This is a genomic window from Corynebacterium sp. MSK008 (assembly GCF_030232585.1).
GTDB lineage: Bacteria > Actinomycetota > Actinomycetes > Mycobacteriales > Mycobacteriaceae > Corynebacterium.
Genome location: NZ_JASPJX010000012.1, coordinates 29,206 through 50,675 on the forward strand (window position 1 = coordinate 29,206; position 21,470 = coordinate 50,675).

The 21,470-nt window shown below is 64.3% G+C and carries 18 protein-coding genes and 2 pseudogenes; 4 read left to right on the forward strand and 16 right to left on the reverse strand.

Annotated elements, in window-relative coordinates; genetic code table 11:
- The first annotated feature begins 52 nt into the window (after positions 1-52).
- Entirely contained in the window at positions 53-610 is a 558-nt protein-coding gene (locus tag QP996_RS10000) for a MerR family transcriptional regulator (protein WP_284872531.1), read from the forward strand.
- Positions 611-780: 170 nt separating this feature from the next.
- On the opposite strand, the gene QP996_RS10005 is transcribed toward QP996_RS10000, so the two are convergent.
- Genes QP996_RS10005 through gnd form a run of 6 tightly spaced genes read right to left on the reverse strand, consistent with a single transcriptional unit; the run spans position 781 to position 8,452 of the window.
- Positions 781-2,232: a vWA domain-containing protein gene (locus tag QP996_RS10005; protein WP_284872483.1), complete on the reverse strand. Its 1,452-nt coding sequence runs from the start codon at positions 2,230-2,232 to the stop codon at positions 781-783.
- 48 nt (positions 2,233-2,280) lie between these two features.
- Positions 2,281-3,138 (reverse strand): 3-methyladenine DNA glycosylase, encoded by an 858-nt coding sequence (locus QP996_RS10010; RefSeq protein WP_284872484.1) that lies wholly within the window; start codon positions 3,136-3,138, stop codon positions 2,281-2,283.
- On the reverse strand, positions 3,138-4,190 hold the full coding sequence (locus QP996_RS10015) for a hemolysin family protein (RefSeq protein WP_284872485.1): 1,053 nt from the start codon (positions 4,188-4,190) through the stop codon (positions 3,138-3,140). The genes QP996_RS10010 and QP996_RS10015 overlap by 1 nt, the downstream gene beginning before the upstream one ends.
- A complete protein-coding gene (locus QP996_RS10020; protein WP_284872486.1) occupies positions 4,187-5,581 on the reverse strand; it encodes a hemolysin family protein in 1,395 nt (464 codons plus the stop codon). The genes QP996_RS10015 and QP996_RS10020 overlap by 4 nt, the downstream gene beginning before the upstream one ends.
- A 17-nt stretch (positions 5,582-5,598) precedes the next feature.
- Entirely contained in the window at positions 5,599-6,939 is a 1,341-nt protein-coding gene (locus tag QP996_RS10025; protein WP_284872487.1) for a DEAD/DEAH box helicase, read from the reverse strand.
- Positions 6,940-6,982: 43 nt separating this feature from the next.
- A complete protein-coding gene (gene gnd, locus QP996_RS10030) occupies positions 6,983-8,452 on the reverse strand; it encodes an NADP-dependent phosphogluconate dehydrogenase (RefSeq protein ID WP_284872488.1) in 1,470 nt (489 codons plus the stop codon).
- 52 nt (positions 8,453-8,504) lie between these two features.
- Between gnd and QP996_RS10035 the strand changes: the two genes are divergently transcribed.
- Entirely contained in the window at positions 8,505-8,954 is a 450-nt protein-coding gene (locus tag QP996_RS10035) for a PaaI family thioesterase (protein ID WP_284872489.1), read from the forward strand.
- Here the strand turns inward: QP996_RS10035 and QP996_RS10040 are convergent, their stop codons facing one another.
- From QP996_RS10040 to QP996_RS10060, 5 genes and pseudogenes are all read right to left on the reverse strand, one after another.
- Entirely contained in the window at positions 8,955-10,025 is a 1,071-nt protein-coding gene (locus QP996_RS10040) for a magnesium and cobalt transport protein CorA (RefSeq protein WP_284872490.1), read from the reverse strand.
- A 194-nt stretch (positions 10,026-10,219) separates the two neighbouring features.
- Positions 10,220-11,095: a pyruvate formate-lyase-activating protein gene (gene pflA, locus QP996_RS10045; RefSeq protein ID WP_284872491.1), complete on the reverse strand. Its 876-nt coding sequence runs from the start codon at positions 11,093-11,095 to the stop codon at positions 10,220-10,222.
- A 3-nt stretch (positions 11,096-11,098) separates the two neighbouring features.
- Positions 11,099-11,707: pseudogene (gene grcA2, locus QP996_RS10050) on the reverse strand (autonomous glycyl radical cofactor GrcA2).
- A pseudogene (locus tag QP996_RS10055) lies at positions 11,687-13,447 on the reverse strand (pyruvate formate lyase family protein); the annotation flags it as partial. The pseudogenes QP996_RS10055 and grcA2, both read right to left, overlap by 21 nt.
- Positions 13,448-13,774: 327 nt before the next feature.
- Complete coding sequence (locus QP996_RS10060) at positions 13,775-15,112, reverse strand: NAD(P)/FAD-dependent oxidoreductase (RefSeq protein WP_284872492.1); 1,338 nt, start codon at positions 15,110-15,112, stop codon at positions 13,775-13,777.
- Between the two features lie 332 nt (positions 15,113-15,444).
- Between QP996_RS10060 and QP996_RS10065 the strand changes: the two genes are divergently transcribed.
- On the forward strand, positions 15,445-16,566 hold the full coding sequence (locus tag QP996_RS10065; protein ID WP_284872493.1) for an SAM-dependent methyltransferase: 1,122 nt from the start codon (positions 15,445-15,447) through the stop codon (positions 16,564-16,566).
- Positions 16,567-16,716: 150 nt separating this feature from the next.
- Here the strand turns inward: QP996_RS10065 and QP996_RS10070 are convergent, their stop codons facing one another.
- Both QP996_RS10070 and QP996_RS10075 read right to left on the reverse strand, forming a co-directional pair.
- A complete protein-coding gene (locus QP996_RS10070; RefSeq protein ID WP_284872494.1) occupies positions 16,717-17,427 on the reverse strand; it encodes a YceI family protein in 711 nt (236 codons plus the stop codon).
- Positions 17,428-17,434: 7 nt separating this feature from the next.
- The gene (locus tag QP996_RS10075; RefSeq protein ID WP_284872495.1) at positions 17,435-17,782 is read right to left on the reverse strand and encodes a hypothetical protein; all 348 of its coding nucleotides are present in this window, start codon (positions 17,780-17,782) and stop codon (positions 17,435-17,437) included.
- Between the two features lie 118 nt (positions 17,783-17,900).
- Here QP996_RS10075 and QP996_RS10080 point away from each other — a divergent pair, with 118 nt between their 5' ends.
- Positions 17,901-18,278 (forward strand): RNA polymerase-binding protein RbpA, encoded by a 378-nt coding sequence (locus QP996_RS10080; RefSeq protein WP_239306593.1) that lies wholly within the window; start codon positions 17,901-17,903, stop codon positions 18,276-18,278.
- A gap of 80 nt (positions 18,279-18,358) precedes the next feature.
- Here QP996_RS10080 and QP996_RS10085 read toward each other — a convergent pair whose 3' ends face one another.
- From QP996_RS10085 to QP996_RS10095, 3 genes are read right to left on the reverse strand one after another with little or no spacing between them, the layout of a single operon-like run.
- A complete protein-coding gene (locus QP996_RS10085; protein WP_502870225.1) occupies positions 18,359-19,354 on the reverse strand; it encodes a polyprenol monophosphomannose synthase in 996 nt (331 codons plus the stop codon).
- 4 nt (positions 19,355-19,358) lie between these two features.
- The gene (gene lnt / locus QP996_RS10090; protein ID WP_284872497.1) at positions 19,359-20,936 is read right to left on the reverse strand and encodes an apolipoprotein N-acyltransferase; all 1,578 of its coding nucleotides are present in this window, start codon (positions 20,934-20,936) and stop codon (positions 19,359-19,361) included.
- Positions 20,937-21,470 (reverse strand): FxsA family protein, encoded by a 534-nt coding sequence (locus QP996_RS10095; protein WP_284872498.1) that lies wholly within the window; start codon positions 21,468-21,470, stop codon positions 20,937-20,939. It abuts the gene before it with no gap.

Below are 21,470 nucleotides of genomic sequence, written 5' to 3' on the forward strand. Positions count from 1 at the left end.
AATAGTCATTAGGCTTCGAGCTAACTTTCATGGGAGTAATTACGTGAGCATCATCGAGGACAATCAGGACGGCCTGTTCGACGCTGTGCAGGAATCGCTTTTCGACGTCGGCCCGTCCGACGAAGTCGGCTACCGCGTACCAATCGCCTGCCAAGTCGCCGGCATCACCTACCGCCAGCTCGACTACTGGGCACGCACCGGCCTGGTGCGCCCGTCCATCCGCGGCGCCAAGGGCTCCGGCTCTCAGCGCCTGTACTCCTTCAAGGACATCCTGGTCCTGAAGATCGTCAAAGGCCTGCTCGACACCGGTATTTCGCTGCAGAACATTCGTCTCGCAGTGGATAAGCTGCGCGACCGCGGCGTCTCCGACATCGCCGAGATCACCCTCGTCTCCGACGGCGTGACCGTCTACGAGTGCCGCTCCAATGAGGAGATCATCGACCTCCTCGGCGGCGGCCAAGGCGTGTTCGGCATCGCCGTGCCGCAGATCATGAAGGAACTGACCGGCACCATCTCCGCGTTCCCGTCGGAACGCGTGATCGACGACGGCGCAGACAACGTCATCGGCTTCGACGAGCTGGCGGACCGCCGCCGTCGCAAGACCTCCTAGGCACCACAAGCGCCAAGGCCCGGGCTGGGATCACTCCCACCAGCCCGGGCCTTCTTCTGTGCTCCCGCCCCCACAGACCCTGGGAGGCAGAGCCTGGGTTCGCTCGATTTCCACACGCTCCCAGGGTGTGCCTCCCAGGGTCTGTGGCTGGAAGGGGAGCCGGCCGACGCTTACAGCCCGGAAGCCTGTTTTACGGCGCTCTCGATGGCGTCGGCCTGCTTCGCGTCCACGGTCTTCGCGGAAAGGGCCTCGACCGCCTGGTCCGCTTCGCCCTCGCCGACGCGCACGACGGTGATCTCGACCTTGTCGCCGGCGGCACCGCGAACTGCATCTTCGAAGGCCTGGTCGTCGCTGGCATCTGCCGTGCCAGTGGTGACCAGGACGACGCGGGTTTTTGCCTCGCCAGCGCCGTAGGCGCCCGCGGCTGCCTCGACGGCCTGGCGGGTCTGGGGCACACCGCCGGTGAGGAAGCGGCGCACGGCCACGGCAACGGAGTCGGCGTCGGGGGAGACCGTGATGTTCTGCCGGTAGCCAACCACCACACCCGGGTTCAGCGGGGATGAGTAGTTCCACAGGCCGACCTGCTTGCCCTGGCCCCCGAGCTCAAGGGCGGTGTTCGCGATCGCGTCCTTCGCGGGCTGGATGTACGGGGCCATCGCGTCCGAGGTGTCCAGGAGGAACAGGGTGTTCTCGGGCTGCAGGGCGGCGGCGTTGGAACCGGCTCCGTCCGCCGCCTTGTCCGCATCGGTGGCGTTTTGGGCGTCGCCGCCCTCTTTCGCGTCCGCGGTGATGGCTTCGCCGCCGGCAGGCAGGGCAGCGGCCCACACCAGATCGGAGACCGCCGGCTGGTCCTTTTCGGAGCCCTCGAAGTGCTCGGAGGCAAAACGGGCGAAGTCCTGGCCGGCGCGGGCTTGGTTCTCGTCAACCTTCTCGTTCTGGTTGAGCGGGAACGCGGTGTAGACGGCGTCGGCGCCGACCGGGGTGAACTGCAGACCCTCCGGAACCGCGTCCTCGGCGGTGGCGAGGTACTCGCCGGCATCCGCGTTGAGCTCGTCGGCGCTGCCGATGCGCTGGTCAGTCAGTGCCTGCACGGCGTCGTTGTCGTTGCCCGCCACCTGCGAAGCCACCAGGGCGGAGGCGGCCGATTCCTCGGAGACGGGGAAGCGGACCTTATCCACGGTCAGGTCTTCGAGCTTGACCTCGTCCTTGCCGGCCACGCCGACGGCCTCGCTGTAGGCGGGCTGCGCGTCGGACACGGCGGGCGTGCGGCCGGCGCTTTCTAGCGACTGGTGGGTCACCGCCGTGTTCGGCGCGACAAACACCGCGGCATCGGCGACAGAATCCACCAGCTGGGGCTTCACACAGTAGTCGCGGACGACGGGGGCGGATTCGCCGTAGGCGTCCACAAGCGCTTGGCCCGCGCCCTTGTCGGAGGCCGCGACAGGTAGCACGAGCTCACCTGCGACGCAGTCCTCAGCCTTTACCTGTGCGCCTTCCGCATCGTCGCCGCGGCTGGATAACCACCAGATCACGGCCGCCGCGATCAGCGCCAGCACCACCAGTAAAGCGATGAGCTCTCCGGACAGCCTGTAGTTGTTTTTGCCGCTTGCGTGCTTCGCCACCGGAATCGCCGCCTTTATCGATCGAACGAGTGAAAACCGTCTTCGAGTCTAGCCGTCATAGGCGGCGTCGATGACCGCGACAAGCCGCTGGCGCAGCGGTTGTGCGCGGCGGCTGAGCTCGCGCTGCCTGGCCACGTACTCCGCTTTGCCTTCGGGTGTTTCCACCGCCACCACACCGAAACCTAGGCTCCGGCAGTCGTACGGGGAGGCCTCCATGTCCAGCCGGCGGGCATCTGCGGCGAGCTCGAAGCAGTCCATGAGCAGCTCACCGGGCACGAGCGGGCCGAGCTTCATCGCCCATTTGTACAGGTCCATGCTCACGTGCACGCAACCCGCCTGGTCGTTGTCAGGCTGCCCCTCGCGCGTGAGCACCGTGAGGTTCAGCGGCCGCGCCGCCGGGGTAAAAAACCGGAAGGCGTCGAAATGCGTGCACTTGACGTTGTGCGCCTCCACCACTGCGTTCGTGCCCTCAGGCCCTAAACGCAGCGGCAGGCTGTGACGCGGGTTGTCGGTGCGGTACACCATCGCCCACTCGTGCATGCCGAAGCAGTCGAAGTGGGCTTCGCGCGTATCGACGGACCGAAGGATCGCCTCCGCCTCCTCCACGTCGCTTCTGCGGTGGGTGAGGAACCGGTGGACGTCGAGAAGCACCGTGCCCTCCTTACAGACATAGTCGCGCCAGCTGGCGTGGGGGAGTGAGTCAGCGTCTTCGAGTGCGACGCCGACACCCGGGTGCCACCGCTTCAGGTGGGCGGGGCGCTGCGGGTAGTAATCGAAGAGGAAGTCCCATACGGGGTGGTACTGGCCGCGCGCCCGGCGCGCCACCCTAGGTGCGGTCCACCGCTCGGCGCGAGCGGCGTGCGCCTCGATGCGCGGCAGGTACTCCTTGGGCGTGAGCACCTGCACTATTCGCCCTCGTGCGTCCAGTCGGAGACCGTGCCCACGTATTCCTCGATGAGGTCTTCCAGGGCCACCACGCCGACGAGCTTGCCGTTGTCGTGCACCTCCGCCATGTGGGCGGAGCGGCGGTGCAGCTGGGCGAGTGCGTCGTCCATGGACTGGGTGGCTTCGATGGTGGAAAGCGGGCGGATGCGCTTGAGCGAGACACGCGGGTCGCCCTGCGGGAATTCCATGAGGTCCAGAATGTCCTTGACGTGAACGTAGCCGGCGAGCGAGCTGGCGTCGATGCGCACGGGGAAGCGGGAGTACCCGGTGTCCTGCACAGCCTGTTCAATGACGGAAAGCCGGATGCCGCGCGGGTCGTACGGGATTGTGGTGACCTGCGCCGGCGGGATCATCGCTTCTTTGAGCTGGCGGGAATCCTGGCGCAGCGCCTTGGCCAGGCGCACCGTCTCTTCGGCGTCGAGCAGGCCTTCCTCGCGCGACTCCTGGATCATGCTGGCCAGCTGTTCCTGGTCCACGGTGGATTCCAGCTCGTCGCGCTGCTCGATGCCGAACAGCAGTAGCGTCTTGCGCGCGACCCAGTTGAGGAACTCCAGCAGAGGGCGCGTGAGCTTCATCCATAGCGTCATCGCCGGGGTCAGCCACATGGCCATACTCTCCGGTCCGGCGATGGCCAGGTTCTTCGGCACCATCTCGCCGAAGAGGATGTGCAGAAACGAGATGATGAGCAGGGCGATGATGAACGCGACCGGGTGCAGCAGGTCCGCGGGCATGCCCAGGGCCATAAACGGCGCCTCGATGTAGGAGGCGATGGCGGGCTCGGCCACCTTGCCCAGAATCAGCGACGCCACGGTGATGCCGAACTGCGCGCCGGCGAGGTAGATGGAGAGGTGCTCGGTGGCGTAAAGCACGCCCTCGGCCTTGGTCTTGCCCTGCGCGAGCAGCGATTCCAGGCGGTCCTTGCGCGAGGAGACGAGGGCGAACTCGACGGCCACGAAAAACGCGTTGGCGCCGAGCAGCGCGACGATGAGCAGTACTGCTAGCCAAATACTCACTTGGCCTCCACCGCCTCTCCGGTCTCGTGTTCAGGGGGAATCGGACGCAGCAGGGCGCGGTCGATGCGGCGGCCGTCCATCTCGGATACTTGGGCCAGCCAGTGACCGGCACCGCCGGACTGGAGTTCTTCCTGGAGGTTCGCTGCTGAGGCGGTGCGCAGCACAACTTCGTCGCCGAGCTCAGGAATGCGACCTAGCGTGGCCATGATCAGCCCGCCGAGGGTTTCGTAGGGGCCGTCCACCGCAGTGAACCCGGTGCGTTCCTCCAACTCGTCCAGGCGCACCAAGCCCGCAACCTCCCAGGAGGTACCGAACCGGGTGAAGTCCTTTTCGCTGTCCTGGTCGTCGTACTCGTCGTACACCTCGCCGAGAATTTCCTCCACGAGGTCTTCGATGGTGACCAGGCCCTGTGTGCCGCCGTACTCGTCGGCCACCAACACCACCTGAGATCCGGCCGAGCGCACGCGGTTGAGCACCGAATCGCCGTCGAGGGTGCCCGGCACGAACGGCACACGTCGCGCCAATGAGGCCAGCTTCGTCGTGGAACGGAACTCGTGCGGCACCGAAAAAGCGTCCTTGATGTGGACCACGCCCAGCGTGTCGTCCAAGTCGCCGCGGCGCACCGGGAAGCGGGAGTGGCCCGTTTGGCGCGCAAGGGTGATCAGGTCCGCGACAGTGTCGTCGGCATCCAAAGAATCGATGGTGGACCGCGGTGTCATCACCTCTTCAGCCGTGGTCTCGCCGAAGCGCAACGAGCGGTCGATCACCGCCGCAGTTGCAGCATCCAGACCGCCAGCCTCGGCGGAGTTTCGCACCATCGCGCCCAGCTCTTGGGAGGAACGGGCGGACGCGAGCTCGTCGGCAGGCTCGATGCCCATCTTTCGCACCACCCAGTTCGCGGCGGTGTTGAGAAACAGGATGAACGGCTTAGTCGCCGTGTTGAAGTAGTGCACGGGGGGCACTACTACGCGGGCTGTGTTTAACGGGTCCGTGATGGCGACGTTTTTCGGCACCAGCTCGCCAAACACCATGGACAGAAACGTCGCAACAATCAGGGCGAGGATGAGCGCGACGGTTGTGGACGCGTTCGCGGAAAGACCGACGAACTCGAGTGCCGGGGTGAAAAACCTGCCCAGCACCGGTTCCGCCAGGAAGCCGGCGGCCAGAGTAGTCACCGTGATGCCCAGCTGCGCGCCAGAGAGCACGAAGGAGAGGTTTGCGTGGTCGCGCGCAATCGCACGTGCCGTGCTGTCGCCGCGCTCTTTGACGTGGGCGTCAATGGTGGAGCGCTCCAAGCCTGTCATGGCGAATTCGATTGCGACGAAAAGCCCGGTTGATGCCGTGAGCACCACGAACGCCAGCAGGGCGAGAACGGAAAGCAGTAGGTCCATGGGTGGTGGTCTGTGCCTTAGCGGCCGTTACTCCTTCGACTTCGGTCCCCGCGGCTGGCGCGGTTGCGGTTGCCGCCACTGCCACGGCTGGCGTTGCGGTTTGCATTGCGGCTCCGGTTGCCGCCCGCCTTGCGGTTACCGGAGGCGGTGGGCTTCTTCGAGCGCTGGGGCTGGCCCGGCGGAGGAAGCGGCGCGCCTTCCGGATTACGTGCACCGGTGATTGTAACCAAGGATTCCGACAGGGGAGCCACCCTGACCTCGGGCGCGTCCACGCCCGCCTTGCGCAGAAGCTGCGCGACTTCCTTGGCTTGGTCGTCCATCACGAGCGTGACCACAGTGCCGGACGTGCCCGCACGCGCCGTGCGGCCGGCGCGGTGCAGGTACGCCTTGTGCTCCGCGGGCGGGTCCACGTGCACGACTAAAGAGACGTCGTCGACGTCAATGCCGCGGGCGGCGATGTCCGTGGCCACCAGCACCGGGGTGGAGCCGTCGGCGAATCCCTCCAGCGCGCGGGTGCGCGCGCCCTGGCCCTTGTCGCCGTGCAGGCCCTGGGCGTGGATGCCAGCGCGACGCAGCTTCTTCACCTGGCGGTCCACGCCGTGCTTGGTGCGCATAAACATGATGGTTTTGCCCTCGCGGGCGGCGATCTGCAGGGCGATCTCGTTGCGCTCCTCACGCCCGCCGACCATGAGGCGGTAGTGGTCCATCGTGTCAACTGCCGCTTGCACCGGGGCGGTGGAGTGGGTGACGGGATCATGCATGTAGCGGGCGATGAGCTTTTCCACGTCCCCGTCAAGAGTCGCGGAAAACAGCAGACGCTGGCCGTCCTTTGGTGTGCGGTCCAGCAGCTTGCGCACCTGCGGCAAAAAGCCCATGTCCGCCATCTGGTCGGCCTCGTCCAAGGCGGCGATCTCCACCGAGTCGAAGGACAGCTTCTTTTGGTTGATCAGGTCCTCGGCGCGGCCGGGGGTGGCCACCAGCAAGTCCACCGGTGAGGCGAGCGAGCGGATGTGGTGGTTGATGTTCACACCTCCCACGACATCGAGCACGCGCAGGCCGAGTGCGGCCGCGGGGTCCTCGAGGCGTTCACGGATCTGGGAGGCAAGCTCACGCGTCGGCGCCAGCACCAGCCCGCGTGGGTGCCCTGGGGTGCTCGGAGCGCCGGAAAGACGTGCCAGCATGGGCAGGCCGAACGTGAAGGTTTTGCCGGAGCCTGTCGGGCCGCGGCCCAGCACGTCCTTTCCAGCAAGCGCGTCCGGAATCGCCGCCTCCTGGATGGGGAAGGGCTCCGTTATGCCTTGCTTGCTCAGGACGTTAACAATGGCCCGGGGCAAACCGAGGTCGGCGAAAGTAGTCATTCGGGGCAGTCTACGCGGTGACAGGCGTGGGGGAGTAGCCGAGCTAGTAGCTCAGCTCCTCGCGCTCGCCGGACCAGGTGGTGTGGAACGTGCCTTCCATGTCCACGCGCTTGTAGGTGTGGGCGCCGAAGAAGTCGCGCTGGCCTTGGATCAGGGCAGCCGGCAGGCGCTTCGCGCGCAGCGAGTCGTAGTAGGACAGCGAGGATGCGAACACAGGCACCGGCAGGCCCAGCTGGGTCGCGGTGATGACTACGCGGCGCCAGGAATCCACCAGGCCCTTGTCCAGCTCGCCCTTGAAGTAGGGATCCAGCAGCAGTGACGGCAGTTCGGGGTCGTTCTCGTAAGCCTCGGTGATGCGGTCGAGGAACTTCGCGCGGATGATGCAGCCGCCGCGCCAAATGCGCGCCAAATCGCCCGGCTTGATGTCCCAGTTGTGCTCCTGGGAGCCGGCGTTGATCTCGTCGAAGCCCTGCGCGTACGCCACCAGCTTCGAGGCGTATAGAGCGCGGCGCACGTCTTCAATGAACGAGTGCTTATCGACGCCTACGGTGCCCAACGTTTCCGTCTCACCCGACGGCAAGCCGACCTCCTGGGCCGCTTCGCGCTGCGCCAGCGCAGAAGACAGGGCGCGGGCGAATACGGCTTCGCCGATGGCGGTGGTGGGCACGCCGAGATCCAGTGCTTCTTTAACTGTCCAGCGTCCGGTGCCCTTCTGGCCGGCGGCGTCCACGATGACGTCGATGAACGGCTTGCCGGTGCGAGCGTCGACCTGGCGCAGCACCTCGGCGGTGATTTCAATGAGGTAGGAATCCAGGTCACCCTTGTTCCACTCCGTGAAGATGTCGGCGATCTCGCCCGGCTCAAGGCCCGCGGCGTAGCGCAGCAGGTGGTACGCCTCGCCGATGACCTGCATGTCCGCGTATTCAATGCCGTTGTGCACCATCTTGACAAAGTGGCCGGCGCCGTCCGGACCGATGTGGGTCACGCACGGGGTGCCGTCCACCTTCGCAGAAATGTCCTCCAGCAGCGGTCCAAGTGTCTCCCAGGATTCCACCGGCCCGCCCGGCATGATGGACGGCCCGCGCAGCGCGCCTTCTTCGCCGCCGGAAATGCCGGCGCCGACGAAGTGGCGGCCAGCTGCGGCGACTTCGCGCTCGCGGCGGATGGTGTCCGTGAACAGGGCATTGCCGCCGTCGATAATGATGTCGCCCTCATCCATCGCCTCAACGAGCTGAGCGATTACTGCGTCCGTGGCGGCGCCGGCTTGAACCATGATCACGGCCTTGCGGGGTCGCTCCAGCGAAGCGACGAACTCCTCAATCGTCTCAGCGGGGATGAAGTTGCCCTCGTGGCCGAACTCCTGGACAACCGCGCGGGTTTTCTCCGGGGAGCGGTTAAAAATGGCCACCGTGTGGCCCTTGGAGGCGAAGTTCCGGGCGAGGTTGGAGCCCATCACCGCCATGCCGACAACACCGATTTGAGCAAGCTGGTCACCGTTGCGATTTGCAGTCATACGCCGGATTCTACGCGGGGTGCGACAGCTTTCGCCCGTATGATTGGCCAGCATGGAAATGGAGAAGAATCTGCGCCTGTACCAAGAGGTCATCGAGGTCCCGCTGAGCGGCGAGGAGCTCGAGTACATCAACTCCGTCGAGTTCGACTTCGCCCAAACTCTCGGGCTGAAACTGACTTACTGCTCCAAGGACCGCCTGGAAGGCGAACTTGAGGTTCAGCAACGCCACCTGCAGCCCACCGGCATCGTCAACGGCGGGCTTTACTGTGTGATCGGGGAGACGCTGGCCTCCATCGCCGCGGTCGCGGCGAGCGCGAAGCCAGCGGTGGGGATGAGCAACTACACAGACCTGCTCGGCAGCGTGCGGGAAGGCCAGACGATTCGTGCGGTGGCCGAGCCCGTGCACGTCGGTAAGCGAACGCACTTGTGGCGCGTCGAGATGACTGCCGGCGGAAAACTGGCCGCCGTAACAAACCTGAAGCTGATGGTGCTGGGCAGTTAGCTACAGCCAGTGGTTCTTGCGGAACCACCACCACATCGCGGAAATGGCTAGAAGCATGACCAAAAGCGCGGCCGGGTAGCCGTAGCGCCAGCCCAGCTCCGGCATCACCTCGAAGTTCATGCCGTAAATACCGGCAACCAGCGTCGGCACCGCGGCCATACCCACCACAGCGGAGATCGTGCGCATGTCCGAGTTCTGCTGCATGGTGATCTTGGCTACCGACGCATCGAGCAGCGACGTCAGACGCTCGTCGAAACCGGACAGGCGGTCGCTGACGATCGTCGAGTTGTCCTGGACGTCACGAAAGTACGTGCGCAGAACCTTACGCATGAAATCCTTATTGTTGGTCAACCCGTTGCGCAAGGCAGGGGCGAGCGGATCGATCGCATGGCGCATCTCCAAGATCTCACGCTTGTAGGTGTAGATCTTGTCAATGTTGATGGTGCGGCGGGGAGTGAACACCTCGTTCTCCAGCTCGTCCACATCGTTTTCCAACAGGTCGGTGACCTTGAGGTAGTTGTCCACCAAATAGTCCGACACTGCCCAAGCGACTGCGGTGGGACCGAGCACAGCCAGATCCTCTTCCTCCTCGATCTTGGGCGTGAGATCCGGCAGGTGCGCGCCGTGGCGAATAGTGATGGCGAATTTCTCGCTGACAATCATCTGCACCTCGCCGGTGGAAATAATCTCACGGGCATCCGCGACCTCTTCATCGTCACGGTAAGACACAGAACGCACGACCATGAACAACTGTTCGTCGTGGCGTTCAATCTTCGGGCGCTGGTGGGCGTCCACAACGTCATCGACCACGAGGTCCTCGATGTCAAAGATCTCCGCGATCTTTTCCATCTGTTCCGTGGACGGCTCTTTCAGGCTCAGCCACACAAACGCGTTCTCGTAGCGCTCCACGACCTCGAGCGCGTGCGCCATGCGCACGTTGCCCGGCTGCCGCTTCCCGTCCACGAACACGCGGCAGAAGTCGATCTGGCGCTCGAGGGGGACCGGAATGCCACGCGTTGGGGGTTGTACCTTCTTCGGACGTTGACCCGGCATTGGAATACGAGGCGGCATAGCTTCAAGCCCCCTTTCACTTGTGCGAGGGGCTCGAGGCTTGAAGCTAGTCGCCCCTATGCGGCGGGAGGGCGCGCCAGTGCGCGCCGTACAACTTAGGTGATATTACGCGCTAAAGGGCGGTTGTCTAACGGGGGTGCGCTACTGCGTAGCCCCGTCTGAGACAACCGCCCTCAAGGCGAGCTAAAACTCGGCTAGAACACGGTGAGGCCGCGCGAGCGAAAAACCTCGCGGACGTGTTCCACGGACTCCGGCGTTGGTGGGGAAACCCCCTTGAGCTCGTAGTCCATGCCAATGCGGTTCCACTTGTCCTCGCCCATGTTGTGGAAAGGCAGGACCTCGACGCGTTCCACAGTGCCTTTCCAGCGCGCGACAATGTCGGCCACGGCCTGCACATTGTCTTCGCTGTCCGTCAGGCCAGGCACGACAACGAAGCGGATCCACACCGGCTTGCCCTTTTCGTGCAGCCGGTCGCCGAAGTCAATCGTCGGCTGCAGCTGGCGCGCGGTGACGTTTTCGTACGTGTCCGGCAGGCCGGACTTCACGTCCAGCAGGAACAGGTCGATGTTGTCCAGGTCCTCGTCCGTCAAGCGGGAGCCGAGGAATCCGGAGGTGTCGATCGTGGTGTGCACGCCTGCATCGTGGACCGCCTTGAGTAGGCGACGGGTGAACGCGATCTGGAACAGCGGCTCACCCCCGGAGAGCGTCAGCCCGCCACCGGAGGCGTTGAACACCGGCTTGTAGCGAAGCACGCGGCGCACGACGTCGTCGATCTGCTCGAGCGTGCCATCCTTCATTTCCATCGTGTCCGGGTTGTGGCAGTACTTGCACCGCAGCGGGCAACCGGACAAGAAGATGGTCATCCGGGTGCCTGGGCCGTCGACAGCTGTGACCAGCTCCCACGAGTGGATGAGGCCAATTTCGCCTGTGCGGCGCGCCTCAAACAGTTCGGGGCGGGTGATCTCCAGGTCGTCGGTGGACAGTCCGCCTAAACCGGCAGCGACGCCGCGCACGCGCTCGCCCTGTTCGGGCGAAAGCGTGACGACGCCGCTAGTTCCGTCCTGCGCCATGTACTAAGCGCCCTTGTGGAAGGTACGGGAGATAACGTCGCGCTGCTGCTCCTTCGTCAGCTTGACAAAGTTCACGGCGTAGCCGGAGACGCGAACGGTCAGGTTCGGGTAGTTCTCCGGGTGCTCCATCGCGTCCTCCAGCGTGGACTCGTCCAGCACGTTGATGTTGGCGTGGTACAGGCCGGAGTCCATGTTGTTAGCGGAACGGGAAGCCTTCATGGAAGCGAGGCGTTCGTCGAAAGTAGGGGTGGTCATGATGTTGTCTCCTTCAAAGTGAATGGGTGGATGGGGAAGTCTGGGTTAGGCGGGGTTGATGACCGTGTCGGCGTTGTCCATGATGAAGCCAGCATCCAGGACACCGACCAGGTTGGTCACCTGCTCGTCCTTGTTGCGGCCCAAGCCCGACGGGGTGATCGTGTTGGTCAACGAGATGCCGTCCAGCGCGTCGTTGTAGTCGAGCTTGCCCACGGAGAGCATGGACGCGACCATGCCGTGGTTGTCCGCGCCGTTCTCCGGGTTAGCGCCCGGTGCGAACGGGGTGCCAGCCTTGTGGCCGGAGGGGAACGAACCGGTTGCCTTGCCGTAGACCACGTTGGAGGTGATGGTCAGCACCGACTGCGTCGGGATGGCGTCGCGGTACAGCGGGATCGCCTTGATCTTCTGCATCACCGTGTGCACCACCGTGGCGGCGATGTCGTCCGCGCGGTCGTCGTCGTTGCCGTAGAACGGGAACTCGCCCTCGGTGATGTAGTCGACGATCAGGCCGGTTTCGTCGCGGACCGGGGTGACCTTCGCGTACTTAATGGCCGACAGGGAGTCTGCCACGATGGACAGGCCCGCGATGCCGCAGCCCATGGTGCGGACAATGTCGGAGTCGTGCAGCGCCATCTCGATGGACTCGTAGGCGTACCGGTCGTGGCAGTAGTGGATGATGTTCAAAGCCTCGACGTAGGTGCCGACAACCCAGTCAAGCATCTCCTCGTACTTCTGCCAGACCTCATCGAAGTCCAGCGGCCCGTCGCCCTCAATCGGGGTGTGGTCGCCGTCGGTGACCTGCTTGCCGGTGACCTCGTCGCGGCCGCCGTTCATGGCGTAGAGCAGGGCCTTGGCGGCGTTGACGCGGGCGCCGAAGAACTGCATCTGCTTGCCCACCTGCATCGGGGACACGCAGCAAGCGATGGCGGCATCGTCGCCCCACTTGTCACGGATCTGCTTGTCGGACTCGTACTGCAGCGACGAGGTCTCGATCGAGATCGCGGCGCAGAATTCCTTGTAGCCCGCCGGAAGTGCCGGGTCCCAGAAGATGGTGATGTTCGGCTCCGGCGCCGGTCCCAGGTTGCGCAGTGTCTGCAGCAGACGGAACGCGGTCTTGGTCACCTGGTGGCGGCCGTCCTCGGAGAAGCCAGCGTCGGTCCAGGTTGCCCAGTACGGGTCGCCGGAGAAGATCTGGTCGTAGTCCTCGGTGCGCAGGAAGCGAACGATACGAAGCTTGATCACCAGTGCGTCGATGATCTCCTGGGCCTCGACCTCAGTCAGGGTGCCGTTGGCCAAGTCGCGCTCGAAGTACGCGTCCAGGAAGGGGGAGAGGCGGCCAATCGACATGGCGGCGCCGTCCTGGCTCTTCACGGAGGCGAGGTAGCCGAAGTAGGTCCACTGCACGGCTTCCTTTGCGTTGGTGGCCGGGCCGGAGATGTCGAAGCCGTAGTCCTCGGCCATCTTCTTCAGCTTCTTCAGCGCCTTGATCTGCTCGGCGTGCTCCTCACGGTAGCGGGCCCAGTGCTCCGAGAAGCCCTTCTCCAAGGAAGCGTCCTTCGCCTGCTGCTTCTCCTCAATGAGGAAATCCACACCGTAGAGGGCCACACGGCGGTAGTCGCCGATGATGCGGCCGCGGCCGTAGGCGTCCGGCAGGCCCGTCACGATGTGGGAGGAACGGGCCGCACGGATGCGCGGGGTGTAGATGTCGAAGACGGCGTCGTTGTGGGTCTTGCGGTACTGCGTGAAGATCTTCTTCACGTCCGGGTTGACCTCTTTGCCGGCCTCCTTGATGGCCTGCTCAACCATGCGCCAGCCACCGTTCGGCATCATTGCGCGCTTGGTTGGGGTGTCCGTCTGCAGACCGACAACGACGTCGTCGTCCTCCGAGATGTATCCCGGCTTGAACGCGTCGATGTCGGCGGGCGTTTCCGTGTCCACGTCGTAGACACGGCGCTCACGCTCGACGGCGAGGTAGTTCTTGTCAAGGTGATCCCAGAGGCGCAGCGTCTTTTCGGTGGCGCCTTCAAGGAACGATGCATCCCCGTCGTAGGGGGTGTAGTTGCGCTGGACGAAATCGCGTACGTCAATGCGTTCCATCCATGGGCCCGGCTTGAAGCCGTCCCATGCGCGGTTTTCAATTTGCGGCTCTGTCGAAACAGTCACAGTTGCACAGTCCTTCGTTGCAATACTTGAAAGATCTCTGGCGGCTGCGCTTGCCCTCTTATTTACCCATGTACTTTCAAAGCGCGGGCCGCTCACCAACGATTGTAGGGGACATGAACCAGATAAAGGTAATATGAATGCTGTGATTTTCCGCACTCGTGAAAGCGTGCTGTCAAAGAAACAAAAGAACCGGCCCCGTACCTAGTAAAAAGGTTCGGGGCCGGTGAGGCCTTCAAGGAAAGGCCAGGGGAGAGTGAGGGGCTACTTGCCGGTCTCCAGCTCAGGGCCCTCCAGCTGGCCCTCGGTTACCGCGAGGTTATGGCGAGTGCGGGAGAAAGCGTTAATGGTCCACTCGGTGGCGGCCACTAGACGGTTGCGGGTGCCGGTGAGGAAGGACAGGTGCACACCGAGCCACATCAGCCAGCCGATGAAGCCGGTGATCTCCACCTTGCCCATCTTCACCACGGCATTGAAGCGGTTGATGATGGCCATGGAGCCCTTGTCGAAGTACTCGAACGGGTCGCGGTTCTCCGGAGCGACGTCGTGCTCGACCTGCTCCTTGATGATCTTGCCTACGTATGCACCGGACTGGATGGCCACCTGGGCGACACCGGGCAGGCGGTCGCGGTTCATCATGTCGCCGATAATGAAAACGTTCGGATCCTCGCCCACGGACAGATCGGCGTTGACCTCGACCTTGCCAGCGCGGTCGGCCTCCACGCCGAGCTGGTCGGCGACCTGCTTGCCCAGCGGGGAAGCGGCCACACCGGCGGACCAGATCTTGGTCGGGGTGTCGATGGTGGTTTCCTGCTCGGACTTCATGTCCTTGTAGGTCACGCTGTCTGCGTCCACGTTGGTCACCATCGCGTTGAGAATGACGGTCACGCCGGCCTTTTCCAGCTCGCGCTGAGCCTTCTTGCCCAGGCGCTTGCCAAACGGCGGCAGCACCTGCGGAGCGCCGTCAAGAAGGTAAATCTTGGACTGCTCAGTGCTAAACGAGTAGCGGCCGGAGGTGAAAGCGCGGTGCGCCATCTCGGCGACCTGGCCTGCCAGCTCCACACCGGTCGGTCCGGCACCGACAATGACGAAGGTCAGCTCACGCTCGCGTTCTTCCGGGGTCTCCGCCAGCTCGGCGCGCTCGAAGGCGGCGATGAGGCGGGCGCGGATCTCAAACGCGTGGTCCAGCGTCTTCAGCCCCGGGGCGAACTCGGCGAAGTGGTCATTGCCGAAGTAGGACTGGCCGGCACCGGCAGCGACGATGAGGGAGTCATAGGAGAAGGTGGACTCCTTGCCGCCCTCAACGGAGGTGACGGTTTTCTCCTTCACATCGACGGTTTCCACGGTGCCACGCACGACTCGGACGTTCTGCTGGTTGCCAAACATCTGGCGCACGTCACCGGTGATTTCGCCGGAAGACATCAGGCCGGTTGCCACCTGGTACAGCAGTGGCGGGAAGAGGTGGTGGTTGGTGTTGTTGATCAGCGTGATGTCGACATCAGCGTCAGCGAGCTCCTTCGCCGCATTCACGCCGCCAAAACCTGCGCCCACGATGACAACGTGGTGGCGGCTACCTTCGGGGCGGTACACCTGAGAGGCCATGAGTGATATCTCCTCGGGTCAATGACGTTATTAATTGGAACGGAATACATAGTACGCGCCCGCCAATAGTCTGCGCGGCCAGGCTCCGCCGTGGCACTCCAAATCCGCGCGGTCGGAGCACTAGCATCCGAGGAATGGCCGAGAGCACTTCCGCGAACATTCCCGCGCACCTTCAACCAGTTGACGCAGACGCGTGGCCGGGAGTGGCCAGTGTTCCCAAGCCAGGCAGATTCCGTACGAGGCTCGCCGAAGCTGCCTTCGCTCGCGGGTGCGCAAAAGCGGGGCTCGCGCTTGAGGGCGAAGGTGCTGCCATCACGGTTGAACGTGCTGAGGTGTTCGAGCGTATCGCTGCCAGCGGGTGGGTTGGGCTCGCGGAAGGTTATATGGCGGGAGAGTGGTCGACTGGGGGTTCGCAGCAGCTTGTCGACGTCCTCACGGCCCTCCTGCGCACCGGTTACACCCCGCGAACCCGCCGTGTGGACGCGGTGCGCCCCGCAACGCCGGGGGAGCTGCCACCCGACCTGATCGCGCATTTCTCGGGCGACGGATTCAGCGCATTCCAGGGGCATTTCGCTACTGGCGTAGCCACCACGGAGCGGATCCGCATGAAATCGCACACGAAAGGCGCGGGCAAGGGGCGCGAGCCCCGCGGCCATTTCGTCGACGTGACGGAAATAGGGACACCCCTGGAGTCCGACCGGGAAGACCTCAAAGACGCGCAAACCCGCAGCGTGAATAAGCTTTTGGACAGCCTGGGTGTGGCTCACGGCACACACTTGTTGGAATATCCGTCCGGTGGCGGCGCATTGGCGTTCGGGGCCGCTGCGCACGGCGCAACGGTCGACGCAGTCACCCGCGACGCCCGCATGTATGCCGCAATGCGCGAACGGCTCATTCTTGCAGGCACGGACGGATCCGTCACTGTGGACCGCATTGCGGAGGGGCCGGCGGCTGTGGCCAAGCAGCGCCAAGGCGTCTACGACGCGGTTGCGAGTATGGAGGCGTTTGAAACGATGCCGCAGCGTCAACAGAGAAAGTACCTTCTCGCTGTGGACGCGGTCTTGGGCCAGGGCGGCAGGGCCGCGATGCAAACCGTGGTGCGCACACCGGCGTACAACCGCGCGGCGGACCTCGCCATGGAATCGCTGCGGGCGTACATCTGGCCGGGGCTGCATTTCGCAACAGTTGCGGAGATTAGAAAGACGGTCGACCGCGAGACTGATCTGCGCGTGGTCGCGCAGACATCTGCGCCGGAGCACCTCGTGGCGTCGCTGCGCCTGCAGCGCATCACATTCGACGGCAAGCTGCGCGACGCGGCCGCGGACGGCTACGACGCCGTGTTCCGTCGTATGTGGGTGTGGCAGTTCGCGTTGCGTGAAGCGATGGCGCAGCTGGGGATGATTGATCTGGCGCAGATCACGTTCGCGCGGAGAAACAGGAGAGGGCGCCGCTAGTCGGTGCCAGGGCCACCAGAACGTTACTTGACATAATGTACATTATCGGACAGTTATATACGGTGGAACTAAAAAAGGCGCCGAGCACTCCTCGCGTCCGGCGCCCTTCCGCATATCCCTTTTAACGTAACGTTACGTAAACCGGGCCATCTACTTGGTCATGTTGATGCGGACGTTAACTTCGCCCTCTTCGTTGATTTTCGCCGCGACGAGCTCCGGGGTCTCCACGCCGTAGTCCAAGCGGTTGATCGGAATGTCGCCGGCGACGATCAAACGGTCGCCCGAACGCGCAACGTCGAACTCGTGCGTGATCTCGTTGGTCTCGCCGTGGATTGTCAGCTCGCCGGTGAGGGTCACGGTGCCCACGGTGCCGTCATCCGGCAAGGCGGACACGTCCGCTGGCTGCGTCACCGTGAACGTGGCCTCCGGGTACTCGTCTGTGTGGAAGATGCGGCGGCGCACCGACGAGTCTCGCTTGTCGCTGTCGGACGACAGGTGCTGCATGTCGACGGTGATCTCGCCGGCGGTCAGCGTGCCTTCAGCAATCGTCGCAAAGCCTGTGACTGCACGCGTCGACGCCGAGGTGCTGCGGCGTTCGCCCGGCAGAACCTCTTCAAAGGTGAAGCCGGCGGATGTGACGTTGTCGCCCGGGCGGTTGGTGACCTTCCACTCGCCGTCAAGCTCTGTGGTGGCTGCGGACACCTTGTCAGCCTCAATCCCCTCGGTCTTCACGCCGCCGCCCTTGAACAGGGTCATAAACAGCGGAATCATGGCCACCAACACCGCCACGACAATGAAAATGGATACGACAACGATGAGAGTTGTGCGCGTCTTTGCGCTGGTTGCCGCGCGTTTCTCCACCTGGAAATCACCTCAGCCTTTCAAGTTGCTGGGCTAATTCTACTAATTCGTCACAAAGCGGGGCCAAATCGTCAGGCTTCGCGCCTTCGGCGGCTGCCGTGCGGATATCCTCCGCTGCGCACCGCAGCGCGTAGAGCCGGTCGCGGTACTCTGCTACCTTGTTGCGGTTGAGGATCACCGCGTCCTCGTCCACAGACGTTCCGGCCAGCATGGTGCGCTGTTCGTAAGCACGCTGCGTGCAGGATGGTCCGCAGTACTTGCGTTTCCGGCCGCGGCCGCGGTTCACGGGAATTTCCTTCCCGCACCAGGCGCAGGTGGCTGTCTTCTTGGTAAGGGCACGTAATTTATCCGTCACAGTTACCTATTCTATTACATGTGTAGATGAAACGAAAGTGCCCGGGAACAATTCGCAGAACTGCACCGTTATACTGGAGCGACTGAAAACAAACGGGTTGAAAAGGATGGTGAGTGCCATGGCCGATCGAGTTCTTCGCGGAAGCCGCATGGGCGCAGTCAGCTACGAAACGGACCGCGACCACGATCTCGCGCCACGCCAGATGGCAAAGTACCGCACCCCCAACGGTGAGGTGTTCGAGGTGCCGTTCGCTGACGACGCCGAAATCCCCGAGGAGTGGATGTGCAAGAACGGCCAGGTTGGCACCCTCATGGAGGGCGAAGGCGTGGAGTCCAAGCCCGCCAAGCCGCCGCGCACACACTGGGACATGCTGCGTGAGCGCCGCAGCATCGAGGAGCTCGACGTCCTGCTTGAGGAGCGTCTTGAGCAGCTGCGCAAGCGCCGCCGCACCGCCGCCCGCATTGCGAAGGAGCAGCAGCAGGCCAAAGAGAGCTAGCTTGCTTTACGACGGCTCACGCAAGTGCCCGCCTCCGCGAATCGAAATCGCGGGGGCGGGCACTTCCCTATTTTCGGCCGCTACTTCTTGCGCTTGCCGTCGAAGCCGAGCGCGTAGAGCGCCTGGCGGATGGTCTCTTCGCCCAGGTTGATGGCGTCGTTGACGCGGCGGGCGGCCTTGGACTGAACCTTTCCCAGGTTGGCGTTGTCGATTTCGTGCTTGGCCACCGCGCCGAACTCGCCGATGGCGTTAATGATCCGCTCGGGAGCGTCGGCGGCCGCGCGGCGGACGTCGGAAAGCTTCGAGTGCTCCACGGCGTAGACGAACTGGCGGACTGTCTCGGAGGTCAGATCCTTAACAAAGGTTGCCTTGTCTGCGGCGCCCCACTTGGTCACCTCGGCCAGCGAGGCGGTGGCGAAGCTGGCGTCCAGCTTGGACTCGCCGAGCTTGCGGTCCTCGAAGGTGATCGGCACCTCGCGGATGTCGAAGCCCAGCTTGTCCACCTTGTGCGCGATCTCCACCTGGAAGATGTATCCCTTGGTGGACAGGGAATCCAGGTCCAACTCCTCCAGCACTTCGCGCTTAAAGGCGCGGTAGCCTGCGGTCATATCCGCCACGTCGGTGCCGAGGGCGAGGGAGACGTACTGGTTGCCCAGCTTGGACAGCAGGAAGCGGTTCTTCGGCCAGTTGACCACTTCCCCGCCCTCGATGTATCGCGAACCAATGGCGAGATCCGCGCCGTTATCCAGCGCGTCAAGCAGCCGGTGCAGCTCTTCCGGCGCGTGGGAGCCGTCGGCGTCCATCTGCACCAGCACCTGGTAGTCACGCTCCAAACCCCAGTTGAAGCCGGCGCGGTAGGCGGCCAGGAGGCCTTCCTTGCCTGTGCGGTGCAGCACGTTGACCTCGTCGTGGGCGGCGGCGAGGTCGTCGGCCTTCGCGCCAGTGCCGTCCGGCGAGTTGTCGTCAACGACGAGGATGTCAGCGGCATCCTTCGTAGCCAGAACGCGCTCGACGATAAGCGGGAGGTTCTCTACCTCGTTGTAGGTCGGAATAATCACCAGAGTCTGGTTGGCCACGGCGCTAATTCTCCTCAGTTTTACGCTGTTGTTCTCCGGTAGGAGCATACCCGCGCCCACTTCGGCGCGCGGACACGGCTGCGGCAAGCATCAGCGCTGCACCGGCGGCGACGAGCAGCCACTCCAGAATCTGCCCGAACCGCACCGCGGGCGTGGTGCCGGTGCGCAGCGGAAGCGTCTCCATTAAGTGCGCAGGTTCGAAGATCTCCGTCTGCTGGGAGACGTGCCCGTCCGGGTGCACGATCGCGGAGACACCCGAGGTGGCAACGACAACCACTGCCCTGTCGTTTTCGATCGCGCGCATCCGGCTCATCGCCAGCTGCTGATACGTCATGTCCGTGAACCCGAAGGTGGCGTTGTTCGTCGGCGTGGACAGGATCTGGGCGCCGCCGCGCACCGCCATGCGGTACGCCTGGTCCTCCGCGACCTCGTAGCAGGTGGCCACGCCAACCGGGATGCCGCCCATGTGCACCACGCCGTTGTCGCTTCCGGGCTTGAAGTCGCCCGCCAAGTCCACCAGGTCGGAGAAGTTGCGGAAGAAATCGCGCATGGGCATGTACTCGCCGAACGGCTGCAGGAAGCGCTTGTCGTGGCGCTCCCCCGGCCCTGTTTCCGGATCGAAGACCACCATGGTGTTGCGCGCGCCGACCTCGTCGCGCGTGAGCGTGCCAACAAGCAAGGGCGTATCGACGCCGCGCACCGCCGCACCCACCAGCGCCTCGGCCTCCGCGTCGACGAACGGGTTGACGTCGGAGGCGTTTTCCGGCCAGAACACCATGTCCAGTTCCTCGCCGGATTCCGCGGCCGCTTCCGCGAGCCGGAGCGTCTCGTTGACGTGGTTGCTCAGCACCGCCCGCCGCTGCTCGTTGAAGTCCAGGCCCATGCGAGGCACGTTGCCCTGCACGGCCCCAACGCGGGCCTGATCGACGGTGGAGCTGTCCTTGCCGACGCCGAGGTTGGCGATCAGCCCGGCGGCCAGCGGCAAGATGATGGCGGCGACGGCGGGGCGGCGCGACGTGGCGTCGAGAAGCGAGATGCACCCGACTGCGAGAAACACGGTGGCGACGGTGACCAGCGCGGGTCCACCCCAGGCCGACAGCGCGGCGAGCGGGCCGTTGATCTGCCCCCACGCCAGGCGCACCCACGCGAAGCCGCCGAAGGGCCACGAGGAGCGCACGAACTCGACCGCCAGGTAGACCAGCGGGAACGCGAACGCGCCGTAGCGTAAGCGGGCCACCAGCACACCGAACGCGCCGGTGGCCAGCGCGTAGAGCGCCATGGTGATTGCCAGCGCGACATACGGCATGGCGCCGACGAACTCGCCCACCCACGGCAGCAGGAACAGGTAGCAAAACAGGCCGTGGGTGAACCCGATCAGAGCGCCGAAACGTACGGACGGGCGCTCCTGCGCCTCCCCCGCCATCCCCAGTGCCGCAGTGGCGCGCCTAGGCCACGGCATGAGCGTGAACCACAGCAGTGCAATGCCGAGGACTGCGGCCCACCAGTGGCCGATCGGCTCGTACGAGAGGTAGACCAGCCAGCCGGAGAAGGCGGCGAGTCCGAAACGGAGAAACGCCGGCATTTAGCGCGCCCCGCCGGTGCTGTCGCCTGGGTCTTGTGGGCGCTCGTGGCTGTCCATGCGGTACCACTGCTCCAGCTCGTCGGCGTCGATGACCGGCTCCTGCGGCTTTTCGCCGCCCGGCTGGTTGAAAGAGCCGTAGCTGGTTTGGAACTGCCCCATCGGTGTGGCGTCGTAGACACGCACGCCGAGGTTCTCCACCGCGGCGCGCGCCCGCTTGGTCATGGTCTTGCGGATCAACGCGCGCGTCGGCCCGAACACCAGCGGCAGGCCGATCAGGGAGGTGACAAAGCCGGGGATGACGGAAAGCGTCCAGCCGCCGATGAGCAGCGCGGAATCGCCCGCGAGCTTGCCCACGCTGGAGCGGCCGTGCGCGGCCTGCAGCAGCGAGTTGCGCAGCGCCATGCTGGCTGCGGCGCCGCCGGCGATCATGAGCACGAAAATCGCCAGAAGCGCCCAGCCCACACCGATGGCCTTCGCCACCAGGAAAAACGCGAGCGCTTCGACGAGGAAGTATGCGAGAAGAGGAATCGGCAT

What these genes read in the sequence shown, in the direction of transcription:
- QP996_RS10020 (WP_284872486.1), bottom strand. Translation starts at nt 5,581, where the DNA reads ATGGACCTACTGCTTTCCGTTCTCGCCCTGCTGGCGTTCGTGGTGCTC.
- QP996_RS10025 (WP_284872487.1), bottom strand. Translation starts at nt 6,939, where the DNA reads ATGACTACTTTCGCCGACCTCGGTTTGCCCCGGGCCATTGTTAACGTC.
- gnd (WP_284872488.1), bottom strand. Translation starts at nt 8,452, where the DNA reads ATGACTGCAAATCGCAACGGTGACCAGCTTGCTCAAATCGGTGTTGTC.
- QP996_RS10035 (WP_284872489.1), top strand. Translation starts at nt 8,505, where the DNA reads ATGGAAATGGAGAAGAATCTGCGCCTGTACCAAGAGGTCATCGAGGTC.
- QP996_RS10040 (WP_284872490.1), bottom strand. Translation starts at nt 10,025, where the DNA reads ATGCCGCCTCGTATTCCAATGCCGGGTCAACGTCCGAAGAAGGTACAA.
- pflA (WP_284872491.1), bottom strand. Translation starts at nt 11,095, where the DNA reads ATGGCGCAGGACGGAACTAGCGGCGTCGTCACGCTTTCGCCCGAACAG.
- QP996_RS10060 (WP_284872492.1), bottom strand. Translation starts at nt 15,112, where the DNA reads ATGGCCTCTCAGGTGTACCGCCCCGAAGGTAGCCGCCACCACGTTGTC.
- QP996_RS10080 (WP_239306593.1), top strand. Translation starts at nt 17,901, where the DNA reads ATGGCCGATCGAGTTCTTCGCGGAAGCCGCATGGGCGCAGTCAGCTAC.
- lnt (WP_284872497.1), bottom strand. Translation starts at nt 20,936, where the DNA reads ATGCCGGCGTTTCTCCGTTTCGGACTCGCCGCCTTCTCCGGCTGGCTG.
- QP996_RS10095 (WP_284872498.1), bottom strand. Translation starts at nt 21,470, where the DNA reads ATGCCGATTCCTCTTCTCGCATACTTCCTCGTCGAAGCGCTCGCGTTT.